Genomic DNA, 24,877 nt, shown 5'->3' with positions numbered 1-24,877 from the left:
ATATAAGCGCTCCGGCCGATTTACGCCAGGGCTGCGGTATCCTTTTGCGGGTCGTCCGGGGCCTGGGCGTGGGCGGGAAAATTGCGGCCCTTGGCGTAATCCTCGGCCAAATGGGGATCGCGGCGTAACGCCGCCACGGCGTGGGTGAGTTCGAGGGGGGTGACGTCCAGCCCCGCCGCCGCCAGCGCCTGGCCCAGGCCCTTCAACACCTGATCGCCGATCAAGGCGGGCTCCAGCGGAATGGATTTCGCGGGCTTGGTCGCGGGCGAGCGGCCGAGCTCGTAGCGCGCCTTGCAGAAATCGAGATCGCGCGAATGCGTGGCGCGGCAGCGATTGGGCCGCACCTCGTAGATCGCGCAAGCGCCGTCGATCAGGAAAGCGCAGGCGCGCTTCTCGGCTTTGCGCTGCGCGTTCGACTTGCCCAAAATCGCGGGGGCGAGCCCGTCGAAGCGCTCGGCGAGTTTCGTGCCGTCGATCGCGCGGGCGATGGCGACCGCCTCGGCCGGCAAGATCGCGACATGCTGGTGGCAGCACCAGCCGCAGCCGGCCTTGCAGGCGATGGCGCCGACCGCATCGACCTGGGGGAAGGCGCGCGCCCAAACCCGGTCGAACACCCGATGGGCGGCGAGGGCGGCTTCCGCGACGGCCAAAATCCCGTGACCGCTCGACATTTGATCGGCGGCAGCATATCTGGCGGCGAGAACAGTGTCGGTCATCGGATAAATATACTAATAGGATTCGATCATGACAGACCAAGCCCCTACCGCCTGCATTCTGGTGATCGGCAACGAGATCCTCTCGGGCCGCACCAAGGACACCAATTCCGGCTGGATCGCCGAGCGCTTGACCGCCATGGGCATTCGCCTGCGCGAGACGCGGGTGATCCCCGACGACGAAGCGATCATCGTTTCGGTGCTCAACGAGGTGCGGCCCAAATACACCTACGTCTTCACCTCGGGCGGCATCGGGCCGACGCATGACGACATCACCGCCGAATGCGTTTCCAAGGCGTTCGGCGTGCCGTGGGAGGTCGACGAACGCGCGCGCGCCATTTTGCGCAGCAACTACACGTCCGACGCGGAATTGACGCCGGCACGTTTGCGCATGGCGACGCTGCCGCGCGGCAGCGAATTGATCCCGAATCCGATCAGCAAGGCGCCGGGCTTCAAGATCGGCAACGTGCATGTGATGGCGGGCGTGCCGCGCATCTTGCAGGCGATGTTCGAAGGGATCGCGTCGTCGCTGAAGGGCGGGCCGATCCTGCTGTCGCATTCGGTCGTGTCGGACGTGGCGGAAGGGAAGATCGGCGACGATCTCGCCGCCTTGCAGAAGGCGAACGCCGACGTCGATATCGGCTCCTATCCCGGTCAGCGCCCGGACGGCACGTTCCGCAACGCCATCGTCATTCGCGGCGCCGATCGCGCGCGGCTGAAGGCAGTGGCCGAAGCAGCGGCGGCGCTGATCCGCAAACATGGCGGTACGCCCACGGACGAACCGCCGTTATAGTCGCGCCGCCAAATCGTGCCCGCTTGATGGAATTGGTAGACATACAAGACTTAAAATCTTGAGCCCTTCCGGGCGTGCCGGTTCGAGTCCGGCAGCGGGCACCACGGCGAATCCGAAATAGCGCGTGTTTGAGCATGCGCCTCGGATGGACTCGGGGGCCGATGGCATAAAAGGGCGCGATGCCTTTCGTGCCGATTCTCAGCGAGATGTCCTACATCTTCCGCGCGCCCGACGCGGCGATCGTCACCTATGGCGCGGACACGCCGTGGGGGCGGCTGGAGGTCGAGGTGACGCTGACCGACAAGGGCATCCACGGGCTCGAAGTCTTCCACCAAGCCAACAAGGGCGGTCGCGCCCCGTTCCGGCCGTCGGTCGACGAGGCCTTCCACTGGACGACGCTGGAGCCCGAGCAGGCGGCCTTGTTCGCGGCGACGGGCGCTTCGCGCTTTTTGGAACTGCGCAGCGAAGCAGGCGAGGCGACGATCGACGCCGCCGCGTTCCAGCGTCTGCTCGCGGAATTGATGGCGAAGCGTTAGATCGCCGTCGCGTGCAGATCGTAGGCGTCGGCTTTGTCGACGCGGACCTTCAGGAACTCGCCCGCGCGCGCCGCCTTGGCGTTCTTCACCTTCACCACGCCGTCGATCTCGGGCGCGTCGGCTTTGGAGCGTGCGACCGCCACGCCCTTCTTGACGTCGACATGGTCGACCAGCACGTCCATCTCGCGGCCGACGAAGCGCTTCAAGCGCGCGGCCGAGATTTTCTGCTGGGCGGCCATCAGGCGATGCCAGCGCTCCTCTTTGACTTCCTCGGGCACGGCGCCGGGAAGATCGTTCGCTTTTGCACCCTCGACCGGCTCGAATTTGAAGCAGCCCACGCGGTCGAGTTGCGCTTCGTCGAGCCAATCGAGCATCATTTGGAAATCGGCTTCGGTTTCGCCAGGGAAGCCGACGATGAAGGTGGAGCGCACGGTCATATCGGGTACGTCGCGGCGCCATTGGGCGATGCGGCCCAAGGTCTTCTCGCCATGCGCGGGGCGCTTCATCGCCTTCAGCACCGAGGGGCTCGCGTGCTGGAACGGGATATCGAGATAGGGAAGGATTTTGCCTTCCGCCATCAGCGGGATCACGTCGTCGACATGCGGATAGGGATAGACGTAGTGGAGCCGCACCCACACGCCGAGTTCGCCCAATGCGGCGGCGAGATCGGTCATATGCGCGCGCACCTGGCGGCGGCGCCACGGGCTTTCGGCGTGGCGGATATCCACGCCATAGGCCGACGTGTCCTGGCTGATGACGAGGAGTTCGCGCACGCCGGCGAGCGCCAGGCGTTCGGCTTCGATCATCACTTCGCCGGCGGGTCGCGAGACGAGTTTGCCGCGCATCGACGGGATGATGCAGAAGCTGCAGGAATGATTGCAGCCTTCGGAGATTTTCAAATACGCGTAATGGCGCGGCGTCAGGCGCAAGCCCTGCGGCGGCACCAGATCGAGATAGGGATCGTGGACCGGGGGGACGGCCGCGTGCACGGCTTCGACCACGCGCTCGTATTGATGGGGCCCGGAAACCGACAGCACCTTCGGGTGCGTTTCCTTGATCAGGCCGCTATCCGCACCCAGGCAGCCGGTAACGATGACCTTGCCGTTTTCGCGCATCGCCTCGCCGATCGCATCGAGCGATTCCTGGCGCGCGCTGTCGAGGAAGCCGCAGGTGTTTACGATCACCGCGTCGGCGCCCGCGTAATCGGGCGCGATCTCGTAGCCTTGGCTGCGCAGCTTGGTAAGGATCCGTTCGGAATCCACCAGCGCCTTCGGGCAGCCGAGGCTGACGATTCCGATTTTCGGGGCGGCCTTGGCGGGCGCGGCTTTGGTGCGGGGTGCGGCGGTCATGGGGCGGGACATATAGGCCCTCGCGGCATTTAAAACCAGCGATGCGCCGTCCCCGAAACTGAAAGACCCCGGCGCGGGGGCGCCGGGGTCTGGTGGCAATCCGATCGAGGGGGGGTGATCGGATCACATGCGCTCGTGCAGGGGGAGTGCGCGAGCATGATGATAGATATGGATTAAATTTGCCGTCTGGCAAGGGGGTAAATCGGAAAATCGCTGGAATATCAGCAATTTTCACTCTGAATTAGTGTATTTCAAAAATACCCCAGCCGGCCGAATTCGGGCGCGATCCCAGCCGCTTCAGATGCAGCGGGCGGCCATAGATTTCCCAGATTTTCAGGCATTCCTCGAACGCCATCGAGCCGTCGCCGCCCCACACCATGTAATGCGTGCCGGCGGGCAATTCGCGCAACGCCGCGTCGACGCGCTTCACCCAGAAATCGCGATGCGATTCCGAGGTGCGCGACAGCGGCAGCCAGCGATTTTCCATCAGCGAGTGCACGAGCTGATCGTCGATCGTGTATTCGTCCAAGCCGCGCGTGGGCGGATTGACGGCGGCGAAGCACGGCACGCGCGGCTTCAAGCGACGCGCGAGGTCTTTCATGTCGCCGATATGCAGCGCGGTCCGCTTGGGCCCCAGCACATCGATCGCGGCGTTGAGCTCGCGCACATGCGCCGCCAACACGCTGGCGGGTTTCGCTTCGCGCGCGAGATAGGGTTTCCAATCGACGTCCTTGATCGCGCGCAATTGCTTGGGGTCGTGGGTGTAGAGAATCTCGAACCCGTCGACCATCGACGGCGCGAAGCCCAGCGCCCAGCGCACGGCGAGATAGCGCAAGCCGTCGCGTTCGGCCGCCGGCGCGTCGGCGTGATAAAGCCTGTCGAACACGTCGCAGACTGGCTCGGTCAGATAATCGCAGGCGAAATGGAAGGTCGGCACATGCGCCAGCAGCCTCGGCCGTTTGGCCGATAGCAGCGACGCGACGCGCTTCGCGTCGATTTTGCGCGCGCCGAACAGGAAGCGCGCGGCGAGATGCGAACGCGGGGCGGCGTCGTTGACCGTTAGCTTGCGCGCACCGGCGGCGGCGAACGCCATCGGCATCAGGCAGGAGCCGGAGGTGAAGTCGATCATTTCGAGCTTCGACCAGCGTTCCATCGGCACGATGGCGGCATAGGCCTTCAGGATCGACGGCACGTCATCGGCGATCGTGCCGTCGAGCGGCAGCATCGCCTTGCGGAGAATCTCGTAGGGGATCGTCATACGGGCCTGCCTGCGAAGAAACGATAGAGCACGAGGCCCGCGACGAAGCCGCCGATATGCGCGACCCAAGCGACCGAAGCGCCCTGCACGAGCTGGTTGGAGAAGAGATCGGGCAGGGTGAAGGCGGCGATCCACAGCGCCGCCATGATAAAGATCGGGCTGCGGCCCATGCGTCCGCTTTCGCGCAACGCCAGCAACGCCGCCGACATCAGCCCCGAGATGGCGCCCGAAGCGCCGATCACCGGCTCGGCCGAGTTTGTGTAGACGGCGTAATGCGCGCCCGCCGCGATCGCACCGCTCATGAAGAACAGCGACACGGTATTGAAGGCGCCGATGCGCCGCTCCACGCCCGCACCGAACGCCGTCAGGGTGACGAGATTGATACCCAGATGCATCCAGTCGCCGTGGATGAACAGATAGGTGAACGGCGCGACGAAAGCCGGCCAATCCAGTTTGGCGGGGCCGGAATAACGCAACGGCACGAAGCCGAATTGTTCGTAGGCGATCCAGCGCGCGTCGTCGCCCATCAGCAACAGCGCGACATGGGCGACGAAAACCAGGACGATCAGGGCGAGCGTCGCGGGCGGAAGATTGATTGCGGGTTCGGAACGGCGTGCCATATTCGCGACCTTATATAAGGAGTCGGCACGCGGCGACAATCTGGCGCTGGTTTTGAATCGGCGCTTGAGGCAGAGTCCGCGCAATTCGCGACAGGCAAACGCGCATCCCGCGAACGGATACTCCGCGTACAAACACATGGCATCCAGCAGTTCAGATGCGCCGGAAGGCGACAAACGCCTATTCGCGCTCGCACTCGGCGCGATCGGCGTCGTGTTCGGCGATATCGGTACCTCGCCGCTCTACACGATGCGCGAGGCCTTCACCGGCCCGCACCCGATGGACCCGACGGTCGATCACGTCCTCGGCGTGCTGTCGCTGATCGTGTGGACGCAGGTGATCGTCGTCACGCTCAAATACGTGACCTACATCCTGCGCGCCGACAATCGCGGCGAAGGCGGCATGTTCGCGCTGATGGCGCTGGCCATGCGCAAGGCGCCCGAGGGCACGCATCGCGGCGTGCCGATTCTGGCGGCGGGCTTGTTCGGTGCTGCGTTGTTCTTCGGCGACGCGGTCATCACGCCGGCGATTTCCGTGTTGTCGGCGGCCGAGGGCATCAAGGTCGCTGCCCCCGAATTCGCGAATTTCGTCGTGCCGGTCGCCTGCGTCGTGCTGGTGGCGTTGTTCGTTTTTCAGCGCAAGGGAACCGCCAAAGTCGGCGCGTTTTTCAGCCCGATCACGACGCTGTGGTTCGCGGTGCTGGGCGTGCTGGGCGTCATCTCGCTGGTCAAGACGCCCGAAGTGCTGCACGCGCTGAATCCCTATTGGGGAATCCATTTCCTCTATGCCGACGGTTTGCGCGGCTTCCTGGTGATGGGGGCCGTGTTCCTGGCGCTGACGGGGGCGGAAGCGCTCTATGCCGATATCGGCCATTTCGGAAAGCGTCCGATCCGCCTCGCTTGGATCTGCTTCGTACAGCCGTGCCTCGTGTTGAATTATTTCGGCCAAGGCGCCTTGCTGATCCGCGAGCCCCAGGCGGCGTCCAATCCGTTCTATCTGATGGTGCCGGATATCCTGCTCTATCCGACCATCGCGCTCGCCGTCGCGGCGACGGTGATCGCCTCGCAAGCCGTCATCACCGGGGCGTTCAGCCTCGCGCGCCAGGCGGTGCAACTCGGCTTCCTGCCGCGTTTGGAGGTGCGCCACACGTCGGAAACCGAAATCGGCCAGATCTACGTGCCGCGCGTGAATTGGATCCTGTGCGCCTGCGTGCTCGCCCTCGTGATCGGTTTCCAGGATTCGAGCTCGCTCGCCGCCGCGTATGGCGTGTCGGTCTCGGGCGAAATGTGCGTCGCCACGCTGATCGCCTATGTCGTCGCGCGCCATGTGTGGAACTGGCCGCGCTGGCTCGCGGGCGGCATCACGATCGCACTGCTGACGATCGACCTGACCTTCTTCTTCGCCAATCTCGCCAAGATCGTCGATGGCGGCTGGGTGCCGTTGGTGATCGGCACCGGCCTTTACATGATTTTCACGACCTGGAAGCTCGGCCGGCGCATCCTGAACGAACGCCTGCACGAAGGTACGGTGCCGCTCGATCCGTTCATCGCGCGCATCAAGGACGGCAATCCGCCGCGCGTTTCGGGCACGGCGGTGTTCCTGACCGGCACGACCGACGGCGTGCCTTACGCGCTGCTCCACAACATGAAGCACAATAAAGTGCTGCACGAGCGCGTGGTGCTGCTGACGATCGTGACCGAGCAGATCCCCGCCGTCGCCGACAAGGATCGGATCGAGGTCGAGGCGCTGGACAAGAATTTCTGGCGCGTCGTGCTGCATTACGGGTTCATGGAAGGCCCGAATATTCCGCGCGCCTTGCGCTTGGCGATGCCTTACGGCCTCAAATTCGATTTGATGGACACGTCGTTCTTCCTCGGGCGCGAGAATCTCGTGCCGAAGAACAAGCCGCTCATGCCGCGCTGGCGCGAGAAGCTGTTCATCGCGTTGTCGCGCAACGCCTACGCGGCCACGCATTTCTTCCGCATTCCGTCGAATCGCGTCGTGGAGTTGGGCACCCAAGTCGAAATCTAAAAAAATCCAACGGGAGGAAAGCGCTTATGAACGGTCCGGATCCGGCTCTGGTCTTTCCCTTCGGCAAGAACGCCAAGCACACGGCGTTTCTGAAGCCGCTTTTGGAATCGAAGCCGACGCCGAATGTGCGGGTGGGCGCGTATTCCTACTATTCCGATTTCGACGATCCCACGCGCTTCTTCGACCGCAACGTCCGCTACAATTTCGGCATCTGCGGCGCCGAGCTCGTCATCGGCAAGTTCTGCGCGATCGCGCATGGCGCCACCTTCGTGATGGCCGACGCCAACCACCCAAGCGTCGGCCCATCGACCTTTCCGTTCCCCGTATTCGGCAATGGCTGGGCGGACGCGATGTCCGTCGAACAGATGCCCGTGCCGTCAAAGCGCGACATCGTGCTCGAGCACGATGTGTGGATCGGCTACGAGGCGATGATCCTGCCCGGCGTCAAAGTCGGGACGGGGGCGATCGTGGGGGCACGCGCCGTCGTCGCCAAGGACGTGCCGCCCTATTCGGTGGTCGTGGGCAATCCCGCGCGCGTGGCCAAGCGCCGCTTCGACGAGGCGACGGTCGAAAGGCTGCTGGCGCTGGCCTGGTGGGATTGGCCGATCGACCGGATCACCCGTGCCATTCCGTCGCTATTGGCCGGGAAGGCCGACGACCTGCTGGCGTGCTGACCGCAGGGCGGCTATTTTTCGCCGCGCCGACCAATCGAAAAGGGGAGTCGTCGATGTCCGGTTTGCAGTCGTGGATTATTGGGATCATCGCCGCGCTGGTGGGGATCGTGGCGCTGTTTTTCGCCTCGGCCAGCCATGGCAGCGAGATGTATCCGGTGGCGCTGGTCGTGTTCGCGCTGATCGTCTTGTTCGAGTTCTGGCTAATCAAGCGCCATTTCGACGCCCAGGAATCGCACTGATACCGCGAGTCCTCACTTCGCCGAAAAAACCGCCAGCCGGTCTTTCTGGCGCGAAACCAAGCAGAGAGGGCGGGGGCCGTTGCTTCCGCCCTCTTTGATTCTAAAGGGAAAAACCAACCCATTGGTTAATTTAACGATTTTACCGAATTTCTGACTCCCATCTGGCCAAACCCTGTGTTATCCCCACCGCACTTGCAATAAACCGCAACAAACAGGGGCGGCATCGTAATGATCGAATTGATCGTCGCTTTGGCGGTGGCATCGCAGGTCGCGACCGATAACGCGGCCCCCGCGATCCCGGCCCCGACGCAGATCGCCGCCGCGCGCGAGGCTTCGCCCGCCGGCGCCGAACGCGATCCGGAAGCCGCCACGCCGAACGCCGCTCTCGATCCGGCCTATCTCCTCGATCCCAGCCTGCCCGTCACGTTCCTGGCGCCCGAAGCGGCGAAGGAAGAACCGCGCCGTCCGGCCGGCGCCGTCACGCTCGGCCGCGCCATCGCCGGCGCGACTGGTCCTGAATCCGACGAAGCCTTCAACAAGGCGACGCTTGGCGATTTCCGCGACGAAGGCCGCCAGGCCGCACCGGAGTGGATGTCGGGCCCGCGCGCCAGCCAAAGCTTCGGCGAGGGTGCGGATCTGCGCACGCTGCAAGCGGTGGTGAAGCGCAGCGACACGCGCTATCGCGCCGCGAACCGCCAGGTGCGCCTGGAGATCTACCGTCCGGAGATGGACGGGCCGCGTCCGGCCGTGCTGCTGCTGCACGGGGCGTCGGGCATCGGCGACGGCTCGTTCTATCGCGGTGCGGCCGAAATGTTCGCGAGCCAGGGTTACGTGGTCTACCTGCCGCATTATTTGGGCGAGCGGAACCGCAACCGCCCGCGCGGCAAGGCGCTGATTTCCGAATTCGAACAGCAGCACGATATCGTGCGCACCGCACTGGATCAGATGTCGCGCGACCGCGCGATCGACGCCAAGCGTATGGGCGTGTTCGGCTTCTCGCTGGGCGGGTTCCAGGCGATGGGCTTGTCGAGCCGCGATCCGCGTATCGCCGCCGTGGTCAATATGGGCGGCGGCATGCCGGGCAACGTCACGCCGCACACCACGCGTCTGGCGCCCACGCTGATCGTCCATGGCCGCCAGGACCGCACCGTGCCGGTCGCCCGCGCGCATATGACCCGCGAAGTGCTGAAGCGCCTGTCGGTGCCGCACGAATTCGCGCTGTTCCAGAACCAGGGCCATTTCTTCCGCGGCGACGCCAGCCGCGAGTCGATCGCGCGCTCGGTCGCGTTCTTCGACCGTTACTTGCGCGGCACGGAAGCCGTGGCGACGGGCGACCTGCTCGCGGGCATGTAAGTTCCGCGTCGCCCGGTCCGCCGGGGGCAATAATCCGAAATAAATCGTGTCGCGCGCGCCACAGTTCGGCGCCATCCTGATTCGACATGCGCCGCCCGTGCTAATCTGCACGGTGAAATGTTCGCACCCCTCGTATTCCTGGCCGCAGCGCTAGCCGTCGCACCGGCCGCCGCCCCCGTTGCCGCTCAGGCGGCAACCGCCGATCTGCGGCCCTATTTGCGCGATGGGCTGACGCGTATTTCGCTGCCGGCCGAACCGTCGGGCGACGCGCTGCAAGGCCTCTACGAGACCCGCAATTTCGAGCCGCTATGGTTCGGCCCCGAAGGCCCCACGTCGCGCGCGTTGCGCTTGACCGAAATGCTGGGGCGGGCGGGCGATTACGGGCTGATCGCGGCGGACTATAAAGTCGCCGATCTCGAACGCTTGCGCCGGACGAACGATCCGCAAGGCCTCGCCGAATTCGAACTCACGCTCAGCCGGTCGGCCGCGCGCTTCGCGGGCGACCTCGCGGGCGGGCGCGTCGCTTCGGTCGCGTTGCCCGCCGATGTGCGCATTGCACCCCGCGCGATCGACGCGGCTTCGGTGTTGCGCGAACTCGCGCGCAACGATGCGCCCGAAGCGGTGTTCGCCGCCTTGTCGCCGCAGGACGCGGAATATGCGGCGTTGCTGCAAGCGCTCGCCGATCTGCGTGCGCTGAAAGCGAAGGGCGGCTGGCGCAATGTCGACCCGCGCGGCGGCACGCTGGAGCCGGGTGCCGTCGATACGCGCGTTCCCGCCTTGCGCAAGCGTCTGGCGGTGACCGAAGGGATCGCGCCCGAGCCCGACGATCAATTCGAGCTCGAATATTACGGCTTCGAACTCGTCGACGCGGTCGTCGCCTTCCAGCGCCGCCACGGTCTCGCCGCCGACGGGCGCGTCGGTCCGCGCACTTTCGCCGCGCTCAACAAAACCGTCGATCAGCGTATCGCGCAGCTTGCCGCCAATCTCGATCGCCTGCGCGCGACGGCGCCGCGCCCAGCGAAGGGCGCTTACGTCGAAGTCAACGTGCCCGGCTTCGATTTGCGCGCGGTCGAGAACGGTGAGATCAAGCTCGAGATGGGCGTTGTCGTGGGCCGCGAGAAGCGCGCGACGCCGATCTTCTCCACCCGCATCACCGATATCATCTTCAATCCGACCTGGACCGTGCCGCTGAAGCTGGTGCGCGAAGATATGCTGCCGCGCTTGCGCGCCAATCCGCAGGCGCTGATCGATCAGGGCTTCCGCGTCTATCGCGGCTGGGGCGACAACCGCGAGGAAGTCGATCCGCGCAAAGTCGATTGGCGCAAAGTGACGCCGCGCGCGATGGGTTATTGGATGCGCCAGGATCCGGGACCCAAGAACGCGCTGGGGCAGGTGCGTTTCACCATGCCCAACACCTACGACGTCTATCTGCACGACACGCCCGACCGGCATTATTTCGGCCGCGCCGACCGCGCGTTGTCGTCGGGTTGCGTGCGCCTGGAACGGCCGATCGATCTGGTCGAATGGGTGTTGAGCCGCACGCCGGGTTGGGACCGCGCCGCGATCGACGCCGCCGATACCGAAGAAGTCACCCGCAGCGTGCCGGTGCGGGGCGGGGCGATCCCCGTCCATTTGGTCTACAAGACCGCCTTCGTAAAGGACGGCGTGCTGAACTGGCGCGACGACGTTTACGGACTGGACGCGCTGTTCATCGCGGGCGTGGAGAAACGCCCGGTCGCCTCGCTGGCGCTGCCGCGCGAGGGCGCGATTCCCCCGCCGACCCTGGCGCCGTAATCGTTACAGCGTATTCCAGAACCAAATAAAATCGTTTTACAACAGCGACTTGTCGCGCTGTTTCAACATATTTCTTCGAGCTTGCCTCGGTAAAGTCAGATGTGCATTCTGCGCATATCTTGTCGTACGGGGACGCTGGGCCTGTGGATTTCGACCAACCCGATAATTCGTTTCGCCGCCGCCTGTTGATCGGCGGTTTGGCGGCCGGTCTGGTCAGTGCCGTTCCCGGCCTCGCCGAAGCCGCCACCAACAAGAAGAAGACCGCCGCCAAGCCCAAACCCGCGCGCAATCTGGGGCCGCCCTCCGGCCCCGTGCCGATGCGTCCGGCCGGGCAGCGGTCGCTGAGCCTTCAGGTGGTCAATACGGGCGAGCGTTTCGACGCCGTCTATTGGCGCGACGGCAATTACGTGCCCGAGGCGTTGCAGCGCCTGGATCGGGTGCTGCGCGACCATCGCGCGGGCGTCGTCGCGCATATGGACCCCAAGCTCTATGACATCATGTGGGAGATGCAGCAGCGCCTGGATGTGTCGGAGCCGTGGCGCGTGATCTCCGCCTATCGTTCGCCGAAAACCAACGCGGCCGCGCGCAAGCATGGCGGCGTCGCCCGCAATTCCTTCCATCTGCATGCGCGCGCGGTCGATATCGACCTCGCCAGCCGCTCGACCCGCGCGCTGCGCCAGGTCGCGGTCCAGCTGCAGGCGGGCGGGGTGGGGCAGTATCCGCGCTCCGATTTCATCCATATCGATACCGGCCCGGTGCGCGTCTGGGGCTGATCCTTGCACCCGGAATAACGCCGCGCTAAGCCATTCCCCGAAGTTCCACACCGGAGAATCATTCCATGCGTCTCGAAGCGACCACCGCTCCGCTCGTCGATCTGATCTGGCCCGCGCGCGAGCGCGATTTCCTGCGCAAGGCCGCCCTCGTGGCGCTCGGCTCGGCGCTGCTTTGGGCGTCGGCCAAAGCGCAGGTGCCGATGTGGCCTGTGCCGATGACGATGCAGTCCTTCGTCGTGCTGGTGATCGGCTTCGCCTATGGCGCGCGCTTGGGCATGGCGACGGTGCTGTTCTATCTGGCGCAGGGTGCGATGGGTTTCCCCGTGTTCGCGGGCACGCCGGAGAAGGGTATCGGCCTTGCCTATATGATGGGCACGACCGGCGGCTATCTTGTCGGCTTCGTTTTGTCGGCCGGGTTGTGCGGCTGGCTGGCCGAGCGCGGCTGGGGTTCGAGCCTTCCCTCGCTCGCCGGCGCCATGGCGCTGGGCAGTCTCATCCTGTTCGTGCCGGGCATCTTGTGGCTCGCGACGTTCGTGGGTTTCGACAAGGCGATCGCGCTGGGCTTGATGCCTTTCGCGGCGGGAATCGTCGTGAAGGGCGCCTTGGGCGTCGCGGTGCTTCTGGCGGCGAACCGTCAACTCGCGAAGAAGGCCTGAAGCGTAACCCAAATTCCGCGCAGTGCCCGTGAAACCCGGGCATTGCGCGCTTGAATTAATACGAAGGTCTATCTATAGACCGCATTACCGTTGTCTTTGAGGCTCCGCAGAGGGCCCGGGACGATAGGGAGGCGCGTTTAGGAGGTTAACCGCTATGGCGGGTTTGTTGGCGTTGAGCCGCGCGATCGATTGGCTGAATCTCACGATCGGGCGGGCGGTGTATTGGCTTGTTCTCCTGGCGGTTCTCGTCAGTTCTGTCAACGCCACAGTGCGTTACGCGCTCCACACAAGCTCGAACGCGTGGCTCGAATTGCAATGGTATCTGTTCTCGGCGGTGTTCCTGCTCGCGTCGGGCTACACGCTGCTGAACAACGAGCATATCCGCATCGACGTGCTGGCTTCGAACCTGTCGCGACGCACGCAAGTGTGGATCGATATCTTCTGCACGCTGACCTTCCTGCTGCCGTTCTCGCTGATCATCCTGATCCTGTCCTGGCATCCGGCGACGATGAGCCTGATGTCGGGCGAGCAATCCTCCGACGCAGGCGGCTTGATCCGCTGGCCCGCGCGCTTTCTGGTGCCGATCGGATTCTTTCTGCTGACGATCCAGGCGATCTCCGAACTCATCAAACGTGTCGCCTTCTTGACCGGGCACGGTCCCGATCCGGCCGACCGTAAATCCGCGCACGGTCAAGAGGGACAAGCCTGATGGTCGCGTTTCTGATCGAAAACATGGCGCCGTTGATGTTCGCGGCGCTCGTGTTCTTCCTGTTGCTCGGCTATCCGGTCGCCTTCGCGCTCGCCGCCAACGGTCTCGTCTTCGGCCTTGTGGGCATCGAACTCGGGTTGCTGCAGCCGATCTTGCTTCAAGCATTGCCTGAACGCGTGTTCGGCATCATGCGCAACGACACGCTGCTGGCGATTCCGTTCTTCACGTTCATGGGCTTGATCCTGGAACGATCGGGCATGGCCGAGGATTTGCTCGACACGATCGGGCAGTTGTTCGGGCCGATGCGCGGCGGTCTCGCCTATGCGGTTATTTTCGTTGGCGCGCTGCTCGCCGCCACGACCGGCGTGGTCGCCGCGTCGGTGATCGCGATGGGCCTGATCTCGCTGCCGATCATGCTGCGCTACGGCTACGACCGCCGGCTGGCATCGGGCGTCATCGCCGCGTCGGGCACGCTCGCGCAGATCATTCCGCCCTCGCTCGTTCTCATCATCATGGCCGACCAGCTCGGCCGCTCGGTGGGCGACATGTATGCGGGCGCGTTCATCCCGGGTATCGTCCTCGCGGCGATGTATGCGGGCTATGTGGCGCTGTTGACGATCTTCCGTCCGGAAGCCGCACCCGCCCTGCCGCTGGAAGCGCGTACGCTGCACGGCTGGAAGCTGGTCGTGCGCTGCATCGTCAGCTTGGTGCCGCCGCTGGTGCTGATCTTCCTGGTGCTCGGCACGATCTTCCTGGGCATCGCCACGCCGACCGAAGGCGGCGCGATGGGCGCCGTCGGCGCGCTGGTTCTGGCGCTGATGAAACGCCAGCTGTCCTGGGGCTTGATGCGTCAGGCGATGGACACGACCGCCAAGCTTTCGTGCTTCGTGGTGTTCATCCTGATCGGATCGACCGTGTTCGGCCTCGTCTTCCGGGCGGTCAACGGCGATTTGTGGGTCGAGCATCTGCTGCTGTCGCTGCCCGGCGGCCAACTCGGCTTCCTGATCGTCGTCAACATCATGGTCTTCCTGCTCGCCTTCTTCCTCGACTTCTTCGAGTTGGCGTTCATCGTCGTGCCGCTGCTCGGGCCGGTCGCGGAAAAGCTAGGCATCAACCTGATCTGGTTCGGCGTGCTGCTCGGCGTGAACATGCAGACCAGCTTCATGCATCCGCCGTTCGGCTTCGCGCTGTTCTACTTACGCAGCGTGGCGCCGGCGAAGGAGTATATCGACGTCGTCACCAAGAAGCTGATGCAGCCGATCACGACGATGCAGATCTATTGGGGCGCGGTTCCGTTCGTCTGCATCCAGATCATCATGGTCGGTCTCGTCATCGCGATCCCGGAGATGGTGACCTGGTCGCTCGATGCGCCGTTCGACGGCGACATCGATTCGATCGAAATTCCGCCGCCGACGGTCGAGGAGGGCGGGCCCAATTCGGATCCGGCGGCGAACAATCCCGCCGACCCGGCGCAGGACGAGACGCCGGAGATCGACATGGAGCCCGAGCCCGAAGAAGAAGCGAAGTAACCGTTTCCTTCGCGGCCAAAGAAAAACCCGCCGGCGCGAAAGCACCGGCGGGTTTCGTTTTGGGCCGAAGCCTCGAGGCTTAGCCGCGGCGCTGTTGCGTCGAGGCGAGGTTCGCGTTGACGAACGTGTCGTACGCGGCCTCGTTGATGCGGAACCACTGGAACTGGTCCGTGCGGAAACGGCGCCAGCTTTCGTAGATCTTCTTGAACAGCGGGTTCTTGTCGGCCGTTTCGTCGTAGAGCTCGTTGGACGCCTTCAAGCAGGCGAGCATCGTCTCGTTCGTGAAGCGGCGCAATTGCGTGCCGCCCGCGATCAAGCGGCGCAAAGCCGCCGGGTTCTGGGCGTCGTACTTGGCTTGCATGGCCACATGCGCTTCCCACGAAGCCGCCTGGAACGCCGCCTTGTTTTCCGACGACAGGCCTTCCCACGCCTTGTCGTTGACGATCGCGGAAACCTGCGGCCCGCCTTCCCACCAGCCCGGGTAGTAGTAGTAGCGGGCGACCTTGTTGAAGCCGAGCTTCTCGTCGTCATAGGGGCCGACCCATTCGGCCGCGTCGATCGTGCCCTTTTCCAGCGCGGGATAGATGTCGCCGCCGGCGAGCTGCTGGGGCACGGTGCCGAGCTTGGTCAGCACCTGGCCCGCGAAGCCGCCGATGCGGAACTTCAGACCCTTCAGGTCTTCCGTCGTCTTGATTTCCTTGCGGAACCAGCCGCCCATCTGCGTGCCGGTGTTGCCGGCCGGGAAGGCGATCATGTTGTACTGGCGGAACAGTTCCGCCATCGCTTCCGCGCCGCCGCCCGAATACATCCACGCGGTCTGCTGGCGCGAGTTGAGGCCGAACGGCACGGCCGCGTCGAACGCGAATGTCGGATCCTTGCCGACATAGTAGTAGTTGACCGTGTGGCCCGCTTCGATCGTGCCGGCCTGGACGGCGTCGAGCACTTGCAGACCCGGGACGATTTCGCCCGCCGCGAAGACGCGGATTTCGAACTTGCCGCCGGTGATGTCCTTCACGCGGTTGGCGATGATTTCGGCCGAACCGTAGATCGTGTCGAGCGACTTCGGGAAGCTCGACGCCAGACGCCAGCGCACCACGCCTTGCGCGATCGCGGGTGCCGCGAGCGGGGCGGCCGCGAGGCCGACACCGGCCCCGGTCAAAAACTTACGACGTTGCATGTACCGTCATTCTCCTTGGGGTTTCCCTGCGTAGCGATTGATCGCGCCGGAATTGCTGCCCGGACACGTTGGCCATTGGCGAGACTTAAACCAAGGCCAATCGGTTCCTTATGGGCTGGGCAGGACCAATCCTCAAGAGAAATGGGGTATGCTGGTGTGCAGAACGCTGATGTCTGCCATGCACGCCGTCGCGGTGCGCGCGCCGCGACGTGTAAGCTGCGCGCAAACGAAAGGAGCGCGCCGTGGGTTATCTGATCGTATTTTTGGGGGCGGGCATCGGCGGGGCGCTGCGCCACGGCGTCAACGTCCTGGCGGCGCGCCAGTTCGGCGCGGATTTTCCCTACGGCACCATGTTCGTGAATCTGGCCGGATCGCTGACGATGGGGCTGATCGTCGGTTACTTCGCGTTCAAGGGCGATGGCGGACAAGACGCGCGGCTGTTTCTGACGACCGGAATCCTCGGCGGGTTCACGACGTTCTCCGCGTTCTCGCTCGACGTCGCAACGCTCATCGAGCGCGGCGATATCGCGAACGCGGCGCTCTATGGCGGGATCTCGGTCGCGGGCTCGGTGCTGGCGTTGTTCGCCGGGCTTTGGCTCACGCGGATGGTCTTTTAACCCGGCAACGAAAAACCCGCCGGCTCGCGCCGGCGGGTTTCGTAGCGTTCAGCGAGAGGCGCGGGGATTAGCCGCGGCGCTGCTGGTTCGACGACAGGTTCTGATAGACGAACTGGTCGTAGGCCGCTTCGTTCACGCGGAACCACTGGAACTGGTCCGTGCGGAAACGGCGCCAGCCTTCGTAGATCTTCTTGAACAGCGGGTTCTTTTCCGACGTTTCGTCGTACAGCTCGTTCGCCGCCTTCAAGCAGGCGAGCATCGTGTCGCGGCTGAAGGCGCGCAGCTGCGTGCCGCCCGCGATCAAGCGGCGCAGCGCCGCCGGGTTCTGGGCGTCGTACTTCGCCTGCATGGCCACGTGCGCTTCCCAGGCGGCCGCTTGGAAGATCGACTTGTTCTCGGCCGACAGGCTTTCCCAAGCCTTGTCGTTGACGAGCGAGGAGAGCTGCGGCCCGCCTTCCCACCAGCCCGGATAGTAGTAGTAGCGGGCGACCTTGTTGAAGCCGAGCTTCTCGTCGTCATACGGACCGACCCATTCGGCCGCGTCGATCGTGCCCTTTTCCAGCGCCGGGTAGATATCGCCCGCGGCGAGCTGCTGGGGTACGAGGCCGAGCTTGGTCATCACCTGACCGGCGAAACCGCCGATACGCATCTTGACGCCCTTGAGGTCGTCCGGCGTCTTGATTTCCTTGCGGAACCAGCCGCCCATCTGGGCGCCCGTGTTGCCGGTCGGGAAGGCGACGCAGCTGTAGTTCTTGAACAGCTCGGCCACCGCGGCCGCACCGCCGCCCGCGTACATCCACGCGGTCTGCTGGCGCGAGTTGAGGCCGAACGGAATAGCGGTGTCGAACGCGAAGGTCGGATCCTTGCCGATATAATAGTAGTTCGCGGTGTGACCGCATTCGACCGTGCCGGCCTGAACGGCGTCGAGCACCTGAAGGCCCGGAACGATTTCGCCCGCCGCGAAAACGCGGATTTCGAACCGGCCGCCCGAGCTTTCCTTGACGCGGTTGGCGAGAATTTCCGCCGCACCGTAGATCGTGTCGAGCGACTTCGGGAAGCTCGACGCCATGCGCCAGCGAACGACGCCTTGCGCGATCGCGGGGGCGGCCAACGGCGCTACGGCGAGGCCGACACCGGCCCCGGTCAAAAATTTACGACGCTGCATTGCAGGAGTCTCCTTGGGGTTCCCTGTTTCGTTTTCCGCGCCGGCGTTGTTTTTCCGATCGCGTAGGCCGCCGCTTTTCGCCGACGGCCGATACCCCGTTATGGCCTTGGATACGCCGAATATCAAGCGAAGATGGGTAATTCCGGACGTCGGAACGCCCGTTTTCAGACGGGTTCGGCCGGCTTTTGGACGATCCGGCCTTGCGTATCGAGCGCACGCCAGCCTTCGCGGGTCAGCGCCTCAAGCGGCTGAAACCGCACCTTGTAGGCCATTTTATCGCTCTCGCCGATCCAATAGCCCAGATAGACATGGGGAAGACCGTCGGCGCGCGCGGTGTCGATCAACGACAGCACGACATGCGACCCCAGCGAGCGCTTGGGCGTCTCGGGCTCGTAGAACGAGTAGACGGCCGAGAATCCGCTCGCCATCCGGTCGACCAGGCACCCGGCCATCAAATTGCCGTGCCGATCGCGGAATTCGATGACATGCGAGGACGCGGCGCCGACCTCGATCATCGTCCGGTAATCCTCGAAATCCATCCGCGCCATTTCGCCGTCGCGATGGCGGCCGACTTGGTAGCGCGAGAACAGCGCGTATTGCTCGGCCGTGGCGATCGCCGGACGGATCTGCGCCGTGAGGTCGGCGTTCGCGGCGAGCACGCGGCGCCATTGACGCGTCATTTCGAAGCGATCGACCGGGATGCGCACGGCGACGCACGCATTGCAGCCGGGGCAGGCCGGCCGATAGGCGAAGCCCAAGGACCGGCGGAACCCGGCCTCCGACAACAGATCGTAGGACAGCACGGCTTGCGGGCCGGTGAGATCGACGAAAATGCGCCGCTCCATCTTGCCCTCGAGATAAGGGCAGGGCGAGGGCATCGAATAATAGAAACGCGCGGACGAACTGCCCGAGACGGTCATGCGCCGCCCCCGTTTCGGCGGCGTACGGTGAGGCCCGTCAGCACGTCGTGCAGCAGGCGCTTGCGCGGGTTGAAGAAGCTCCACACCAGCACGAGGCCCCAGGTGAAGGCGACGGTGACGTAGAACAAAATCCAATGCGCGCCGGCTTGGATGAAATTCGCCGCGCGCCCGTCGAGCGTTTCGACTTTGATATCGGCGAAGCGATGGCCGAACGTGCCGCGTTTGTCGCCCGACACGAGAAACGCGTGATAGAGCAGCGGCACCAGCGCCAGCAGCAGCGCCATCGGCCCCGCCAGCAAGCCGAAGCTCAACACGCCCAGCAGCGTCGCGGGAATCGCCAGAATCGCGCCGATCAGAATCACGATCGCCGCATCGATCAGATGCGCAATGATACGCCGCCGCCGCAGCCCCGCGATCTCGGCGGGGTCGGGCGGCAGGATGGTCGCGGCCATCAAATTGGTGCTGTCGTTCACGGTTGCGTTTCCTGCCGGCAAGCGTAGGCGACACGCCGCCGAGGGGCAAGAAGCGTGCGCGCTTAATTGGTCAGCGGCACGTCGCGCAGCAGAACGATCGAAATGCGCCGGTTGCGCGGGTCGGACGGATTGTCGGCGATGAAGGGCTCGGTATCCGCCCGGCCGATCACGCGCGCGATGCGCACCTGCTGCATGCCTGCGTCGAGCAGCGCGCGGCGCGCGGCGTTGGCGCGGTCGGCCGACAATTCCCAGTTCGTGTATTGGGCGCCACGCGGGAAGGGCGTGCTGTCGGTGTGGCCGGTGATGGCGATCGGGTTGGGCAGGTTCTGCACGATGCGCGCGACGGTTTGCAGCAAGCGGCGCGTGCCGTCGGCCGGCGTGGCGGAGCCCGAGGCGAACATCGCGTTGCGTTCCTGATCGATCAGCTGGATGCGCAAACCTTCGGGCGTGCGATCGACGATCAGGTTCTGCTGCAGCGGCTTCAGTTCCGGCACTTCCTGGATCGCTTGGCGGATATCGGCTTCGGCGCGCGCGAAGGATTGTTCCTCGCGCCGCGCCATTTCGCGCTGCATCTGCTCGTTGAGCGCACCCATGCCTTCGTTCTGCTGGCCTTGCGGGCGCGACCCGGTGAACAACTGCCCCGCCGCGGCCATGCCGGGGCTTTGATTGCCCGCAGTCGCCTGGCCCGACGGGCCGGGCCCGATACCCGACGCGCCGCGCGCATTGGGTTGCGGGTTGGGCGTGTCTTCGGCGGCGGCATTGCGCGTCTGCTCGAATTCGGGGCCTTCGGTGTCGGCTTCCTCGCCGGTCGGGGCGAGCGGCACGCCGACCACGATGCCGCCGGTCATCTTCGGCAGATCGCCGGGGCCGAGTGTCACGCCGCCCAACACGCCGCCGGCACCCGAGGTCGAGCGCGACACGGCATCGAAGGCGGTGAAATACTGCGCGATGCCTTGGCGCTTTTCCTGGTCGGTGGAGTTGAGCAGCCACATCAACAGGAAGAACGCCATCATCGCGGTCACGAAGTCGGCATAGGCGACCTTCCAGCCGCCGCCATGGGCGCCGTCATGGCCCTTCTTGCCGCGCTTGATGATGATGACTGGGTGGTTTGAGTCGTCCGCCATCGTCGTTCCTGGGTGTGACGCAGGCTCAATATGCGTCGCCGCACCGCACGCTTCAATCCGCGCCCGGCTCGGTAAAATTCGTCTTAAATACTAAATCAGGATCGTTAACGCGGGGTGAAAAACCGGCCAACGCATTGATTTTTCAGGGCGGGGTCAGGCGCAGGATATCGGCACCCGACTCCAGCTCGGCCCGATTCCGCGCCAAACGCAAATGCCGGCCGCTCGCCCAGATCGGGGCGAGATCGGCCCAATGCGCGGACAACGGATGGCCCGACTGGCCGGGGGCGACGACGAACAGCGACGCATCCAGATCGGCAAGATCGTAGACCGCACGATAGCCCGCACCATGGATATGGGCGAAGGGCCGGTCCGGATCGCGCGCCGAATTCGCCCCGCGATTGACGGTGAAGTAATCGCCGTCGGTCGGGATATCGACCGACAGGAACCAGCCGATCAGCGGCAGGCGCGACAGGACGGGATTGTCGAACGGCGCCATATGTTCGTCGCCCCAGCGCCAGCGGTCGGGCGTGCGGCCGTGGCGCGTTTCGATCCATTCGATCGCGGCGACGAGGGAGTCCGACACGAGCTTCGGACAATCGCCGGCGCAATAGGGCGAGTTGCGGTTCAACGCGTCGAGCACCATGCGCGGCCGTTCGCGCCCGAAATCGGCCGCGAGATCGCCCAGCGCGTTTTGCGTCAAACGCCGCGTCATCTCGCGGACCCAAACGTTGAAGATCAAGCCTTCGGGTTTGTCCGCGCGCACCGACGCGTCCCAGCCACGCAAGCGTTCCATCGCCGCGTGCGCGCGCGGCTCGACCGGCGACAGCCACGAAGCCGCCGCGATCGCATCGCGCGCGAAGATCGACACGGCGTCGGCCAGCATCGCCTCGTGATAGGCGGGCGTTTGACCTTCCCGCAGATCGAGCATTTCGACGATGCGCTTTTGGCGGAACGGCGCATCGAAGCCGCGGCCCAGATAGAACGGCCATTCGGGACCGACGACGCGGTCGTTGCCGTTCGACAAACGCGCATTGGCGGGATCGACGCGCGCGGGCATCCGCTCGAACGGCACGAAGCCTTGCCAGCCCGAAGCGCCCGTCCAGCCGCGCTTGGGCAAGGGGGAGTCGCCGCCGTTGCGCAGCGGGATCGCGCCGACCACGCGCATTCCGATGGCGCCGTCGCGATCTGCGACCGACATGTTCTGCACGGGGGCGAGCCATTGGCGCGTCGCGTCGAAGGCTTCGGCGACGTTGTTCGCGCGATTGAGGCGCACGATCGCATCGGCGGTCGTGTCGGGGGCCGCGATCACCGGCAGCATCAGCGCCAGCAACTCGCCGTTGGGCGCGACGGATGCGGCAGCCGCGTCGAAATCGGAAATCACGATGCCGTTGCGCGTGCGGCGCAGCGTTAGCGTGACCGGCGCGGCGCCACGCGCTTGGAACACTTCCTCGCGCAGCTCGAACGCGCGCGGGCCTTCCGGTGTGAGATACATCGCCGGGCTCGACGGATCGACGCGCTCGATCGTCAGATCGGCCGTGTCGGCGTTGGTGGTGGTGAAGCCCCAGGCGATGCGCCCGTTATGGCCCAGCACCAAAGCGGGCGCGCCGGGTGCGGTGGCGCCGGCATAGACGATATCCGTGCCCGTCACCGCGAGCCGGGCGAGATACCATTGGCCCGGCGCGCCCAAGCCCAGATGCGGATCGCTCGCCAAGATCGGTTTGCCCGATGCGGTCTTCGCACCGCCGGCGATCCAGGTGTTCGACGCTTGATCGGGACCGATGGGGCGGGGCAAGGCCTTGGCGATCGCGTTCGCCCATGTCGCAAGCGCGGGATCGGTGTGCGCGACGATCGCGGCGTCGCCAGTTCCCCATTGCGGCCACAACGCGGCTTCGAGCGCGGCGGTGTAGCGATCGCCCAGACGCAGGCGGAACAATTCGTCGCGCCAATCGCCGGTCAATTGCAGCGCCATCAACTGGCCCCACAGCAGCGTCTGCCAGGATTCCCAACGCTCGGGCTTATAACCGGTGGCGAGGAATTCGGGCGGCGGCGCACCGTCGCGTGCGGCCAATGCCGCGTTCACACCCGCCGCATACGCATCGGCGCGTTGGCGCAATTCGGGGGTGGCGGCGATATAGGCGTCGCGCGCGGCGCGCGACAGGCCGAGTGCGCGATAGAACCGGTCGAGCGGCAGCGCGCGGGGACCGACGATCTCCGCCACGCGGCCTTGGCCGAGCAGGCGCACGAGTTCGAGTTGCACGCCGCGATCCTGGGCGTGCAGAAAGCCGAGGGCGAGCCATAGATCGCGTTCGTTCCGCGCCCAGACATGCGGCACGCCGAATTCGTCGCGGACGATCTCGATCTCGCCTTCCAATCCGGCGATGCGGATCTCGCCGCGCGTATCGGCAAGGCCGGTGCGCAGATAAAGCACCGCCGCGCCGCCGATGATTCCGGTCAATAACCCGAGTGCCAGAACGCTAGCACCGATCCATTTCAAAGCTCGCATAAGTCTGTTTTATCGGATTGCGCGTGCCGCGCAACCCGAGCCGCATCAGGGTTTTTTGCGGCCGATCAGGCGGGGCAGCGCTTCGTTCGCGACAAGGCAGGACAGCACGATCGCCGCACCGACCATCGCGCGGGCACTGGGCGTTTCGCCGAAGGCGAGCCACACCCATAGCGGGGCGAGCACGATTTCCAGAATCGCGATCAGGCCGATATCGGCCGCGCGCACTTCGCGCGACGCGATGGTCATCAGCAAGCAACCGCAGCCGAGCTGCACGGCCCCCATCGCCATCAGAATGGCGATGTCGCGCAGCGACGTGGCGTCGGCGAAGATGAAGGGCAGCATCGTCGCGACCGACATGATGCCCGCCAGGAACACGCTGGGCGCGGGATCGATGCCGGCCTTCAACTTGCGCAACATCAGGATTTGGAAGGCGAAGGAAATCGACACGCCCAAAGCGGCCAGCGGCCCGATGATCGAGCCGAATTCCAGCGCATCCCACACCATGATCGCGACACCGGTCGAGCAGAACGCCATCGCGATCCAGGTGCGCGTGGCGATGTTTTCGCCCAAGAACAGGCGCGCGACGATGGCTGCCCAGAAGGGCGACGTGCTCATCAAAAACAGCGCCGTCGCGACCGTGGTATTGGCGACCGCGATCAGGAAGAATAGGAATTGCAGCGACAGCATGAAGGCGGCGGCGGCGCCGCCGATCCCCAGCGCCTTGATCGACGCGGCCGCATCGCGCCCGTAGCGCCACACGAGATAGATACCGACGAGCGCGAGCATGCCCATCGAGCGCCAGAACACCATCGACGGCGCGCCCGTCCCATCGAGCATGCGCACGAACAGCCCCGACGTGCTCCAGAACAGCGTGGCGCAGAGCATCAGCGCGATGCCGCGCGCGGAGGTGTTTGCCCCGCTCATTTCGCCCCGCCGCGCGCGGTGACGATCGCGTTGCCGGCCAGCGCCGCCAGCAGAATCGCGCCGCCGATGATCGTGCCCAGCGACGGCGTTTCGCCCACACCGATCCATGTCCAGATCGGCCCCAGGACGGGTTCGAGCAGGGCGATCAGCACGACCTGCACGACCGGCAAGCGGCGGATGGCGGCGTAGAAGAAGGTGAGGCCCACCGACATCTGCACGAAGCCGAGGACGAACAGCGCGATCGCCGATTGTGCGGGCACCGCGAAGGGATTGCCGATCGCCCACGCCATCGCGACCGCGGCGATCGCGGCGAGGGTGGTGCCGGGGCGCAGATCGACCGCGCGTTGGCCGCGGATCAGCGTCACGTTGATCGCCGAACCGAGCGCCACAGACAGCGCGGCGAGCTTGCCGAGCAACGCGCCCTCCGCGATCGACGCGCCCATGACGAGACCCAAACCGCCCATCGCGACGGCGATAGCGGCCCAGCTCGCCGCCGGCACCTTCTCCTTCAGGAAGAACAGCGCCAGGAACGCGACCATGATCGGCGAGGTCGATTGCAAGAGCAGCGCGTTGGCCACGGTCGTCGATGTCATGCCGATGACATGCATGGTCAGCGTCACGCAAACGCAAGCGGCGGAAATCAACACGAGGCGCGTATGGTCCCGGAAGACCGACAATCCCCAATTTCCGGTCATCGCGCGCAGCATCAGCGGGAAAATCAGCGCATGGGCCAGCGCACGCCAGAACACGATGTCCCACGGGCCCGCCTCGACCAAACGCATGACCACGCCGCCCACGCTCCAGCACAAAGGTGCGGCGATGGCGAACAGGTATCCCTGGGTGCGTTGCGAAAGCGCGGAAAACAAGATTTTTTGGGGCGTTTGTGAGGGCCGCCGCGTTGTAGGCGGCGCGGCATGAGTTGTCCATAGGCGGGGCGTCGCGGTACAAA

General features: G+C 65.0%; 24 protein-coding genes and 1 tRNA gene. 13 read left to right on the top strand and 12 right to left on the bottom strand.

All coding sequences use genetic code 11. The features are described from left to right. Window positions 1–20: 20 nt before the first annotated feature. Window positions 21–716, bottom strand: a complete 696-nt coding sequence (locus tag J0H39_12335; GenBank protein ID MBN9497535.1) for a YkgJ family cysteine cluster protein — start codon at window positions 714–716, stop codon at window positions 21–23. Window positions 717–744: 28 nt separating this feature from the next. Between J0H39_12335 and J0H39_12330 the strand changes: the two genes are divergently transcribed. From J0H39_12330 to J0H39_12320, 3 genes are all read left to right on the top strand, one after another. Then, complete coding sequence (locus tag J0H39_12330) at window positions 745–1,506, top strand: competence/damage-inducible protein A (GenBank protein ID MBN9497534.1); 762 nt, start codon at window positions 745–747, stop codon at window positions 1,504–1,506. 17 nt (window positions 1,507–1,523) lie between these two features. Continuing rightward, a tRNA-Leu gene (locus J0H39_12325) sits at window positions 1,524–1,610 on the top strand. An 84-nt stretch (window positions 1,611–1,694) separates the two neighbouring features. Continuing rightward, window positions 1,695–2,042 (top strand): hypothetical protein, encoded by a 348-nt coding sequence (locus tag J0H39_12320; GenBank protein MBN9497533.1) that lies wholly within the window; start codon window positions 1,695–1,697, stop codon window positions 2,040–2,042. On the opposite strand, the gene rimO is transcribed toward J0H39_12320, so the two are convergent. The 3 genes from rimO to J0H39_12305 form a co-directional block, all read right to left on the bottom strand. Next, window positions 2,039–3,391, bottom strand: coding sequence for a 30S ribosomal protein S12 methylthiotransferase RimO (gene rimO, locus J0H39_12315; protein ID MBN9497532.1), 1,353 nt, complete (start codon window positions 3,389–3,391; stop codon window positions 2,039–2,041). The two genes, J0H39_12320 and rimO, sit on opposite strands and share 4 nt — an antisense overlap. Before the next feature lie 241 nt (window positions 3,392–3,632). After that, window positions 3,633–4,649, bottom strand: coding sequence for a hypothetical protein (locus J0H39_12310; GenBank protein MBN9497531.1), 1,017 nt, complete (start codon window positions 4,647–4,649; stop codon window positions 3,633–3,635). Next, window positions 4,646–5,269 (bottom strand): rhomboid family intramembrane serine protease, encoded by a 624-nt coding sequence (locus tag J0H39_12305; GenBank protein ID MBN9497530.1) that lies wholly within the window; start codon window positions 5,267–5,269, stop codon window positions 4,646–4,648. Before J0H39_12305 ends, J0H39_12310 begins: the two co-directional genes overlap by 4 nt. 136 nt (window positions 5,270–5,405) lie before the next feature. On the opposite strand from J0H39_12305, the gene J0H39_12300 reads away from it, so the two are divergent. The 9 genes from J0H39_12300 to J0H39_12260 all read left to right on the top strand — a co-directional run bounded on the left by J0H39_12300 (window position 5,406) and on the right by J0H39_12260 (window position 15,025). Further along, window positions 5,406–7,298 (top strand): potassium transporter Kup, encoded by a 1,893-nt coding sequence (locus tag J0H39_12300; protein ID MBN9497529.1) that lies wholly within the window; start codon window positions 5,406–5,408, stop codon window positions 7,296–7,298. Between the two features lie 26 nt (window positions 7,299–7,324). Further along, a complete protein-coding gene (locus tag J0H39_12295) occupies window positions 7,325–7,972 on the top strand; it encodes a CatB-related O-acetyltransferase (GenBank protein ID MBN9497528.1) in 648 nt (215 codons plus the stop codon). 53 nt (window positions 7,973–8,025) lie between these two features. Continuing rightward, entirely contained in the window at window positions 8,026–8,211 is a 186-nt protein-coding gene (locus tag J0H39_12290; protein MBN9497527.1) for a hypothetical protein, read from the top strand. A gap of 228 nt (window positions 8,212–8,439) precedes the next feature. Then, window positions 8,440–9,564, top strand: a complete 1,125-nt coding sequence (locus J0H39_12285) for a dienelactone hydrolase family protein (GenBank protein MBN9497526.1) — start codon at window positions 8,440–8,442, stop codon at window positions 9,562–9,564. A gap of 117 nt (window positions 9,565–9,681) precedes the next feature. Beyond that, the gene (locus J0H39_12280) at window positions 9,682–11,358 is read left to right on the top strand and encodes a L,D-transpeptidase family protein (GenBank protein ID MBN9497525.1); all 1,677 of its coding nucleotides are present in this window, start codon (window positions 9,682–9,684) and stop codon (window positions 11,356–11,358) included. Between the two features lie 143 nt (window positions 11,359–11,501). After that, window positions 11,502–12,131 (top strand): DUF882 domain-containing protein, encoded by a 630-nt coding sequence (locus J0H39_12275; GenBank protein ID MBN9497524.1) that lies wholly within the window; start codon window positions 11,502–11,504, stop codon window positions 12,129–12,131. Between the two features lie 65 nt (window positions 12,132–12,196). Beyond that, the gene (locus tag J0H39_12270) at window positions 12,197–12,787 is read left to right on the top strand and encodes a biotin transporter BioY (protein ID MBN9497523.1); all 591 of its coding nucleotides are present in this window, start codon (window positions 12,197–12,199) and stop codon (window positions 12,785–12,787) included. A 154-nt stretch (window positions 12,788–12,941) separates the two neighbouring features. Next, on the top strand, window positions 12,942–13,496 hold the full coding sequence (locus tag J0H39_12265; protein MBN9497522.1) for a TRAP transporter small permease subunit: 555 nt from the start codon (window positions 12,942–12,944) through the stop codon (window positions 13,494–13,496). Further along, window positions 13,496–15,025, top strand: a complete 1,530-nt coding sequence (locus J0H39_12260; GenBank protein MBN9497521.1) for a TRAP transporter large permease subunit — start codon at window positions 13,496–13,498, stop codon at window positions 15,023–15,025. Before J0H39_12265 ends, J0H39_12260 begins: the two co-directional genes overlap by 1 nt. Before the next feature lie 79 nt (window positions 15,026–15,104). On the opposite strand, the gene J0H39_12255 is transcribed toward J0H39_12260, so the two are convergent. Next, window positions 15,105–16,202, bottom strand: coding sequence for a TRAP transporter substrate-binding protein (locus tag J0H39_12255; GenBank protein MBN9497520.1), 1,098 nt, complete (start codon window positions 16,200–16,202; stop codon window positions 15,105–15,107). A gap of 242 nt (window positions 16,203–16,444) precedes the next feature. On the opposite strand from J0H39_12255, the gene crcB reads away from it, so the two are divergent. Next, entirely contained in the window at window positions 16,445–16,819 is a 375-nt protein-coding gene (gene crcB / locus J0H39_12250) for a fluoride efflux transporter CrcB (protein MBN9497519.1), read from the top strand. 67 nt (window positions 16,820–16,886) lie between these two features. On the opposite strand, the gene J0H39_12245 is transcribed toward crcB, so the two are convergent. The 7 genes from J0H39_12245 to J0H39_12215 all read right to left on the bottom strand — a co-directional run bounded on the left by J0H39_12245 (window position 16,887) and on the right by J0H39_12215 (window position 24,794). Then, window positions 16,887–17,984 (bottom strand): TRAP transporter substrate-binding protein, encoded by a 1,098-nt coding sequence (locus tag J0H39_12245; protein MBN9497518.1) that lies wholly within the window; start codon window positions 17,982–17,984, stop codon window positions 16,887–16,889. A gap of 164 nt (window positions 17,985–18,148) precedes the next feature. Then, window positions 18,149–18,904: an arginyltransferase gene (locus J0H39_12240; GenBank protein MBN9497517.1), complete on the bottom strand. Its 756-nt coding sequence runs from the start codon at window positions 18,902–18,904 to the stop codon at window positions 18,149–18,151. Then, entirely contained in the window at window positions 18,901–19,377 is a 477-nt protein-coding gene (locus J0H39_12235) for an RDD family protein (protein ID MBN9497516.1), read from the bottom strand. The genes J0H39_12240 and J0H39_12235 overlap by 4 nt, the downstream gene beginning before the upstream one ends. Before the next feature lie 62 nt (window positions 19,378–19,439). Further along, window positions 19,440–20,501 (bottom strand): OmpA family protein, encoded by a 1,062-nt coding sequence (locus J0H39_12230; GenBank protein ID MBN9497515.1) that lies wholly within the window; start codon window positions 20,499–20,501, stop codon window positions 19,440–19,442. 142 nt (window positions 20,502–20,643) lie between these two features. After that, entirely contained in the window at window positions 20,644–23,004 is a 2,361-nt protein-coding gene (locus tag J0H39_12225) for a penicillin acylase family protein (protein ID MBN9497514.1), read from the bottom strand. A gap of 45 nt (window positions 23,005–23,049) precedes the next feature. After that, window positions 23,050–23,928: a DMT family transporter gene (locus J0H39_12220; protein MBN9497513.1), complete on the bottom strand. Its 879-nt coding sequence runs from the start codon at window positions 23,926–23,928 to the stop codon at window positions 23,050–23,052. After that, window positions 23,925–24,794 carry a DMT family transporter gene (locus tag J0H39_12215; protein MBN9497512.1) on the bottom strand — a complete coding sequence of 290 codons (870 nt, stop codon included), beginning with the start codon at window positions 24,792–24,794 and terminating at the stop codon, window positions 23,925–23,927. The genes J0H39_12220 and J0H39_12215 overlap by 4 nt, the downstream gene beginning before the upstream one ends. Between the last annotated feature and the right edge of the window lie 83 nt (window positions 24,795–24,877).

The organism is Alphaproteobacteria bacterium (assembly GCA_017308135.1).
Classification (GTDB): domain Bacteria; phylum Pseudomonadota; class Alphaproteobacteria; order CACIAM-22H2; family CACIAM-22H2; genus Tagaea.
The sequence above is the reverse complement of the archived record's forward strand: the minus strand, read 5'-3'. Positions and strand labels throughout refer to the sequence as shown.

What these genes read in the sequence shown, in the direction of transcription:
- J0H39_12335 (MBN9497535.1), bottom strand. Translation starts at nt 716, where the DNA reads ATGACCGACACTGTTCTCGCCGCCAGATATGCTGCCGCCGATCAAATG.
- J0H39_12330 (MBN9497534.1), top strand. Translation starts at nt 745, where the DNA reads ATGACAGACCAAGCCCCTACCGCCTGCATTCTGGTGATCGGCAACGAG.
- rimO (MBN9497532.1), bottom strand. Translation starts at nt 3,391, where the DNA reads ATGACCGCCGCACCCCGCACCAAAGCCGCGCCCGCCAAGGCCGCCCCG.
- J0H39_12310 (MBN9497531.1), bottom strand. Translation starts at nt 4,649, where the DNA reads ATGACGATCCCCTACGAGATTCTCCGCAAGGCGATGCTGCCGCTCGAC.
- J0H39_12305 (MBN9497530.1), bottom strand. Translation starts at nt 5,269, where the DNA reads ATGGCACGCCGTTCCGAACCCGCAATCAATCTTCCGCCCGCGACGCTC.
- J0H39_12300 (MBN9497529.1), top strand. Translation starts at nt 5,406, where the DNA reads ATGGCATCCAGCAGTTCAGATGCGCCGGAAGGCGACAAACGCCTATTC.
- J0H39_12295 (MBN9497528.1), top strand. Translation starts at nt 7,325, where the DNA reads ATGAACGGTCCGGATCCGGCTCTGGTCTTTCCCTTCGGCAAGAACGCC.
- J0H39_12290 (MBN9497527.1), top strand. Translation starts at nt 8,026, where the DNA reads ATGTCCGGTTTGCAGTCGTGGATTATTGGGATCATCGCCGCGCTGGTG.
- J0H39_12285 (MBN9497526.1), top strand. Translation starts at nt 8,440, where the DNA reads ATGATCGAATTGATCGTCGCTTTGGCGGTGGCATCGCAGGTCGCGACC.
- J0H39_12280 (MBN9497525.1), top strand. Translation starts at nt 9,682, where the DNA reads ATGTTCGCACCCCTCGTATTCCTGGCCGCAGCGCTAGCCGTCGCACCG.
- J0H39_12270 (MBN9497523.1), top strand. Translation starts at nt 12,197, where the DNA reads ATGCGTCTCGAAGCGACCACCGCTCCGCTCGTCGATCTGATCTGGCCC.
- J0H39_12265 (MBN9497522.1), top strand. Translation starts at nt 12,942, where the DNA reads ATGGCGGGTTTGTTGGCGTTGAGCCGCGCGATCGATTGGCTGAATCTC.
- J0H39_12260 (MBN9497521.1), top strand. Translation starts at nt 13,496, where the DNA reads ATGGTCGCGTTTCTGATCGAAAACATGGCGCCGTTGATGTTCGCGGCG.
- J0H39_12255 (MBN9497520.1), bottom strand. Translation starts at nt 16,202, where the DNA reads ATGCAACGTCGTAAGTTTTTGACCGGGGCCGGTGTCGGCCTCGCGGCC.
- J0H39_12245 (MBN9497518.1), bottom strand. Translation starts at nt 17,984, where the DNA reads ATGCAGCGTCGTAAATTTTTGACCGGGGCCGGTGTCGGCCTCGCCGTA.
- J0H39_12240 (MBN9497517.1), bottom strand. Translation starts at nt 18,904, where the DNA reads ATGACCGTCTCGGGCAGTTCGTCCGCGCGTTTCTATTATTCGATGCCC.
- J0H39_12230 (MBN9497515.1), bottom strand. Translation starts at nt 20,501, where the DNA reads ATGGCGGACGACTCAAACCACCCAGTCATCATCATCAAGCGCGGCAAG.
- J0H39_12225 (MBN9497514.1), bottom strand. Translation starts at nt 23,004, where the DNA reads ATGCGAGCTTTGAAATGGATCGGTGCTAGCGTTCTGGCACTCGGGTTA.
- J0H39_12220 (MBN9497513.1), bottom strand. Translation starts at nt 23,928, where the DNA reads ATGAGCGGGGCAAACACCTCCGCGCGCGGCATCGCGCTGATGCTCTGC.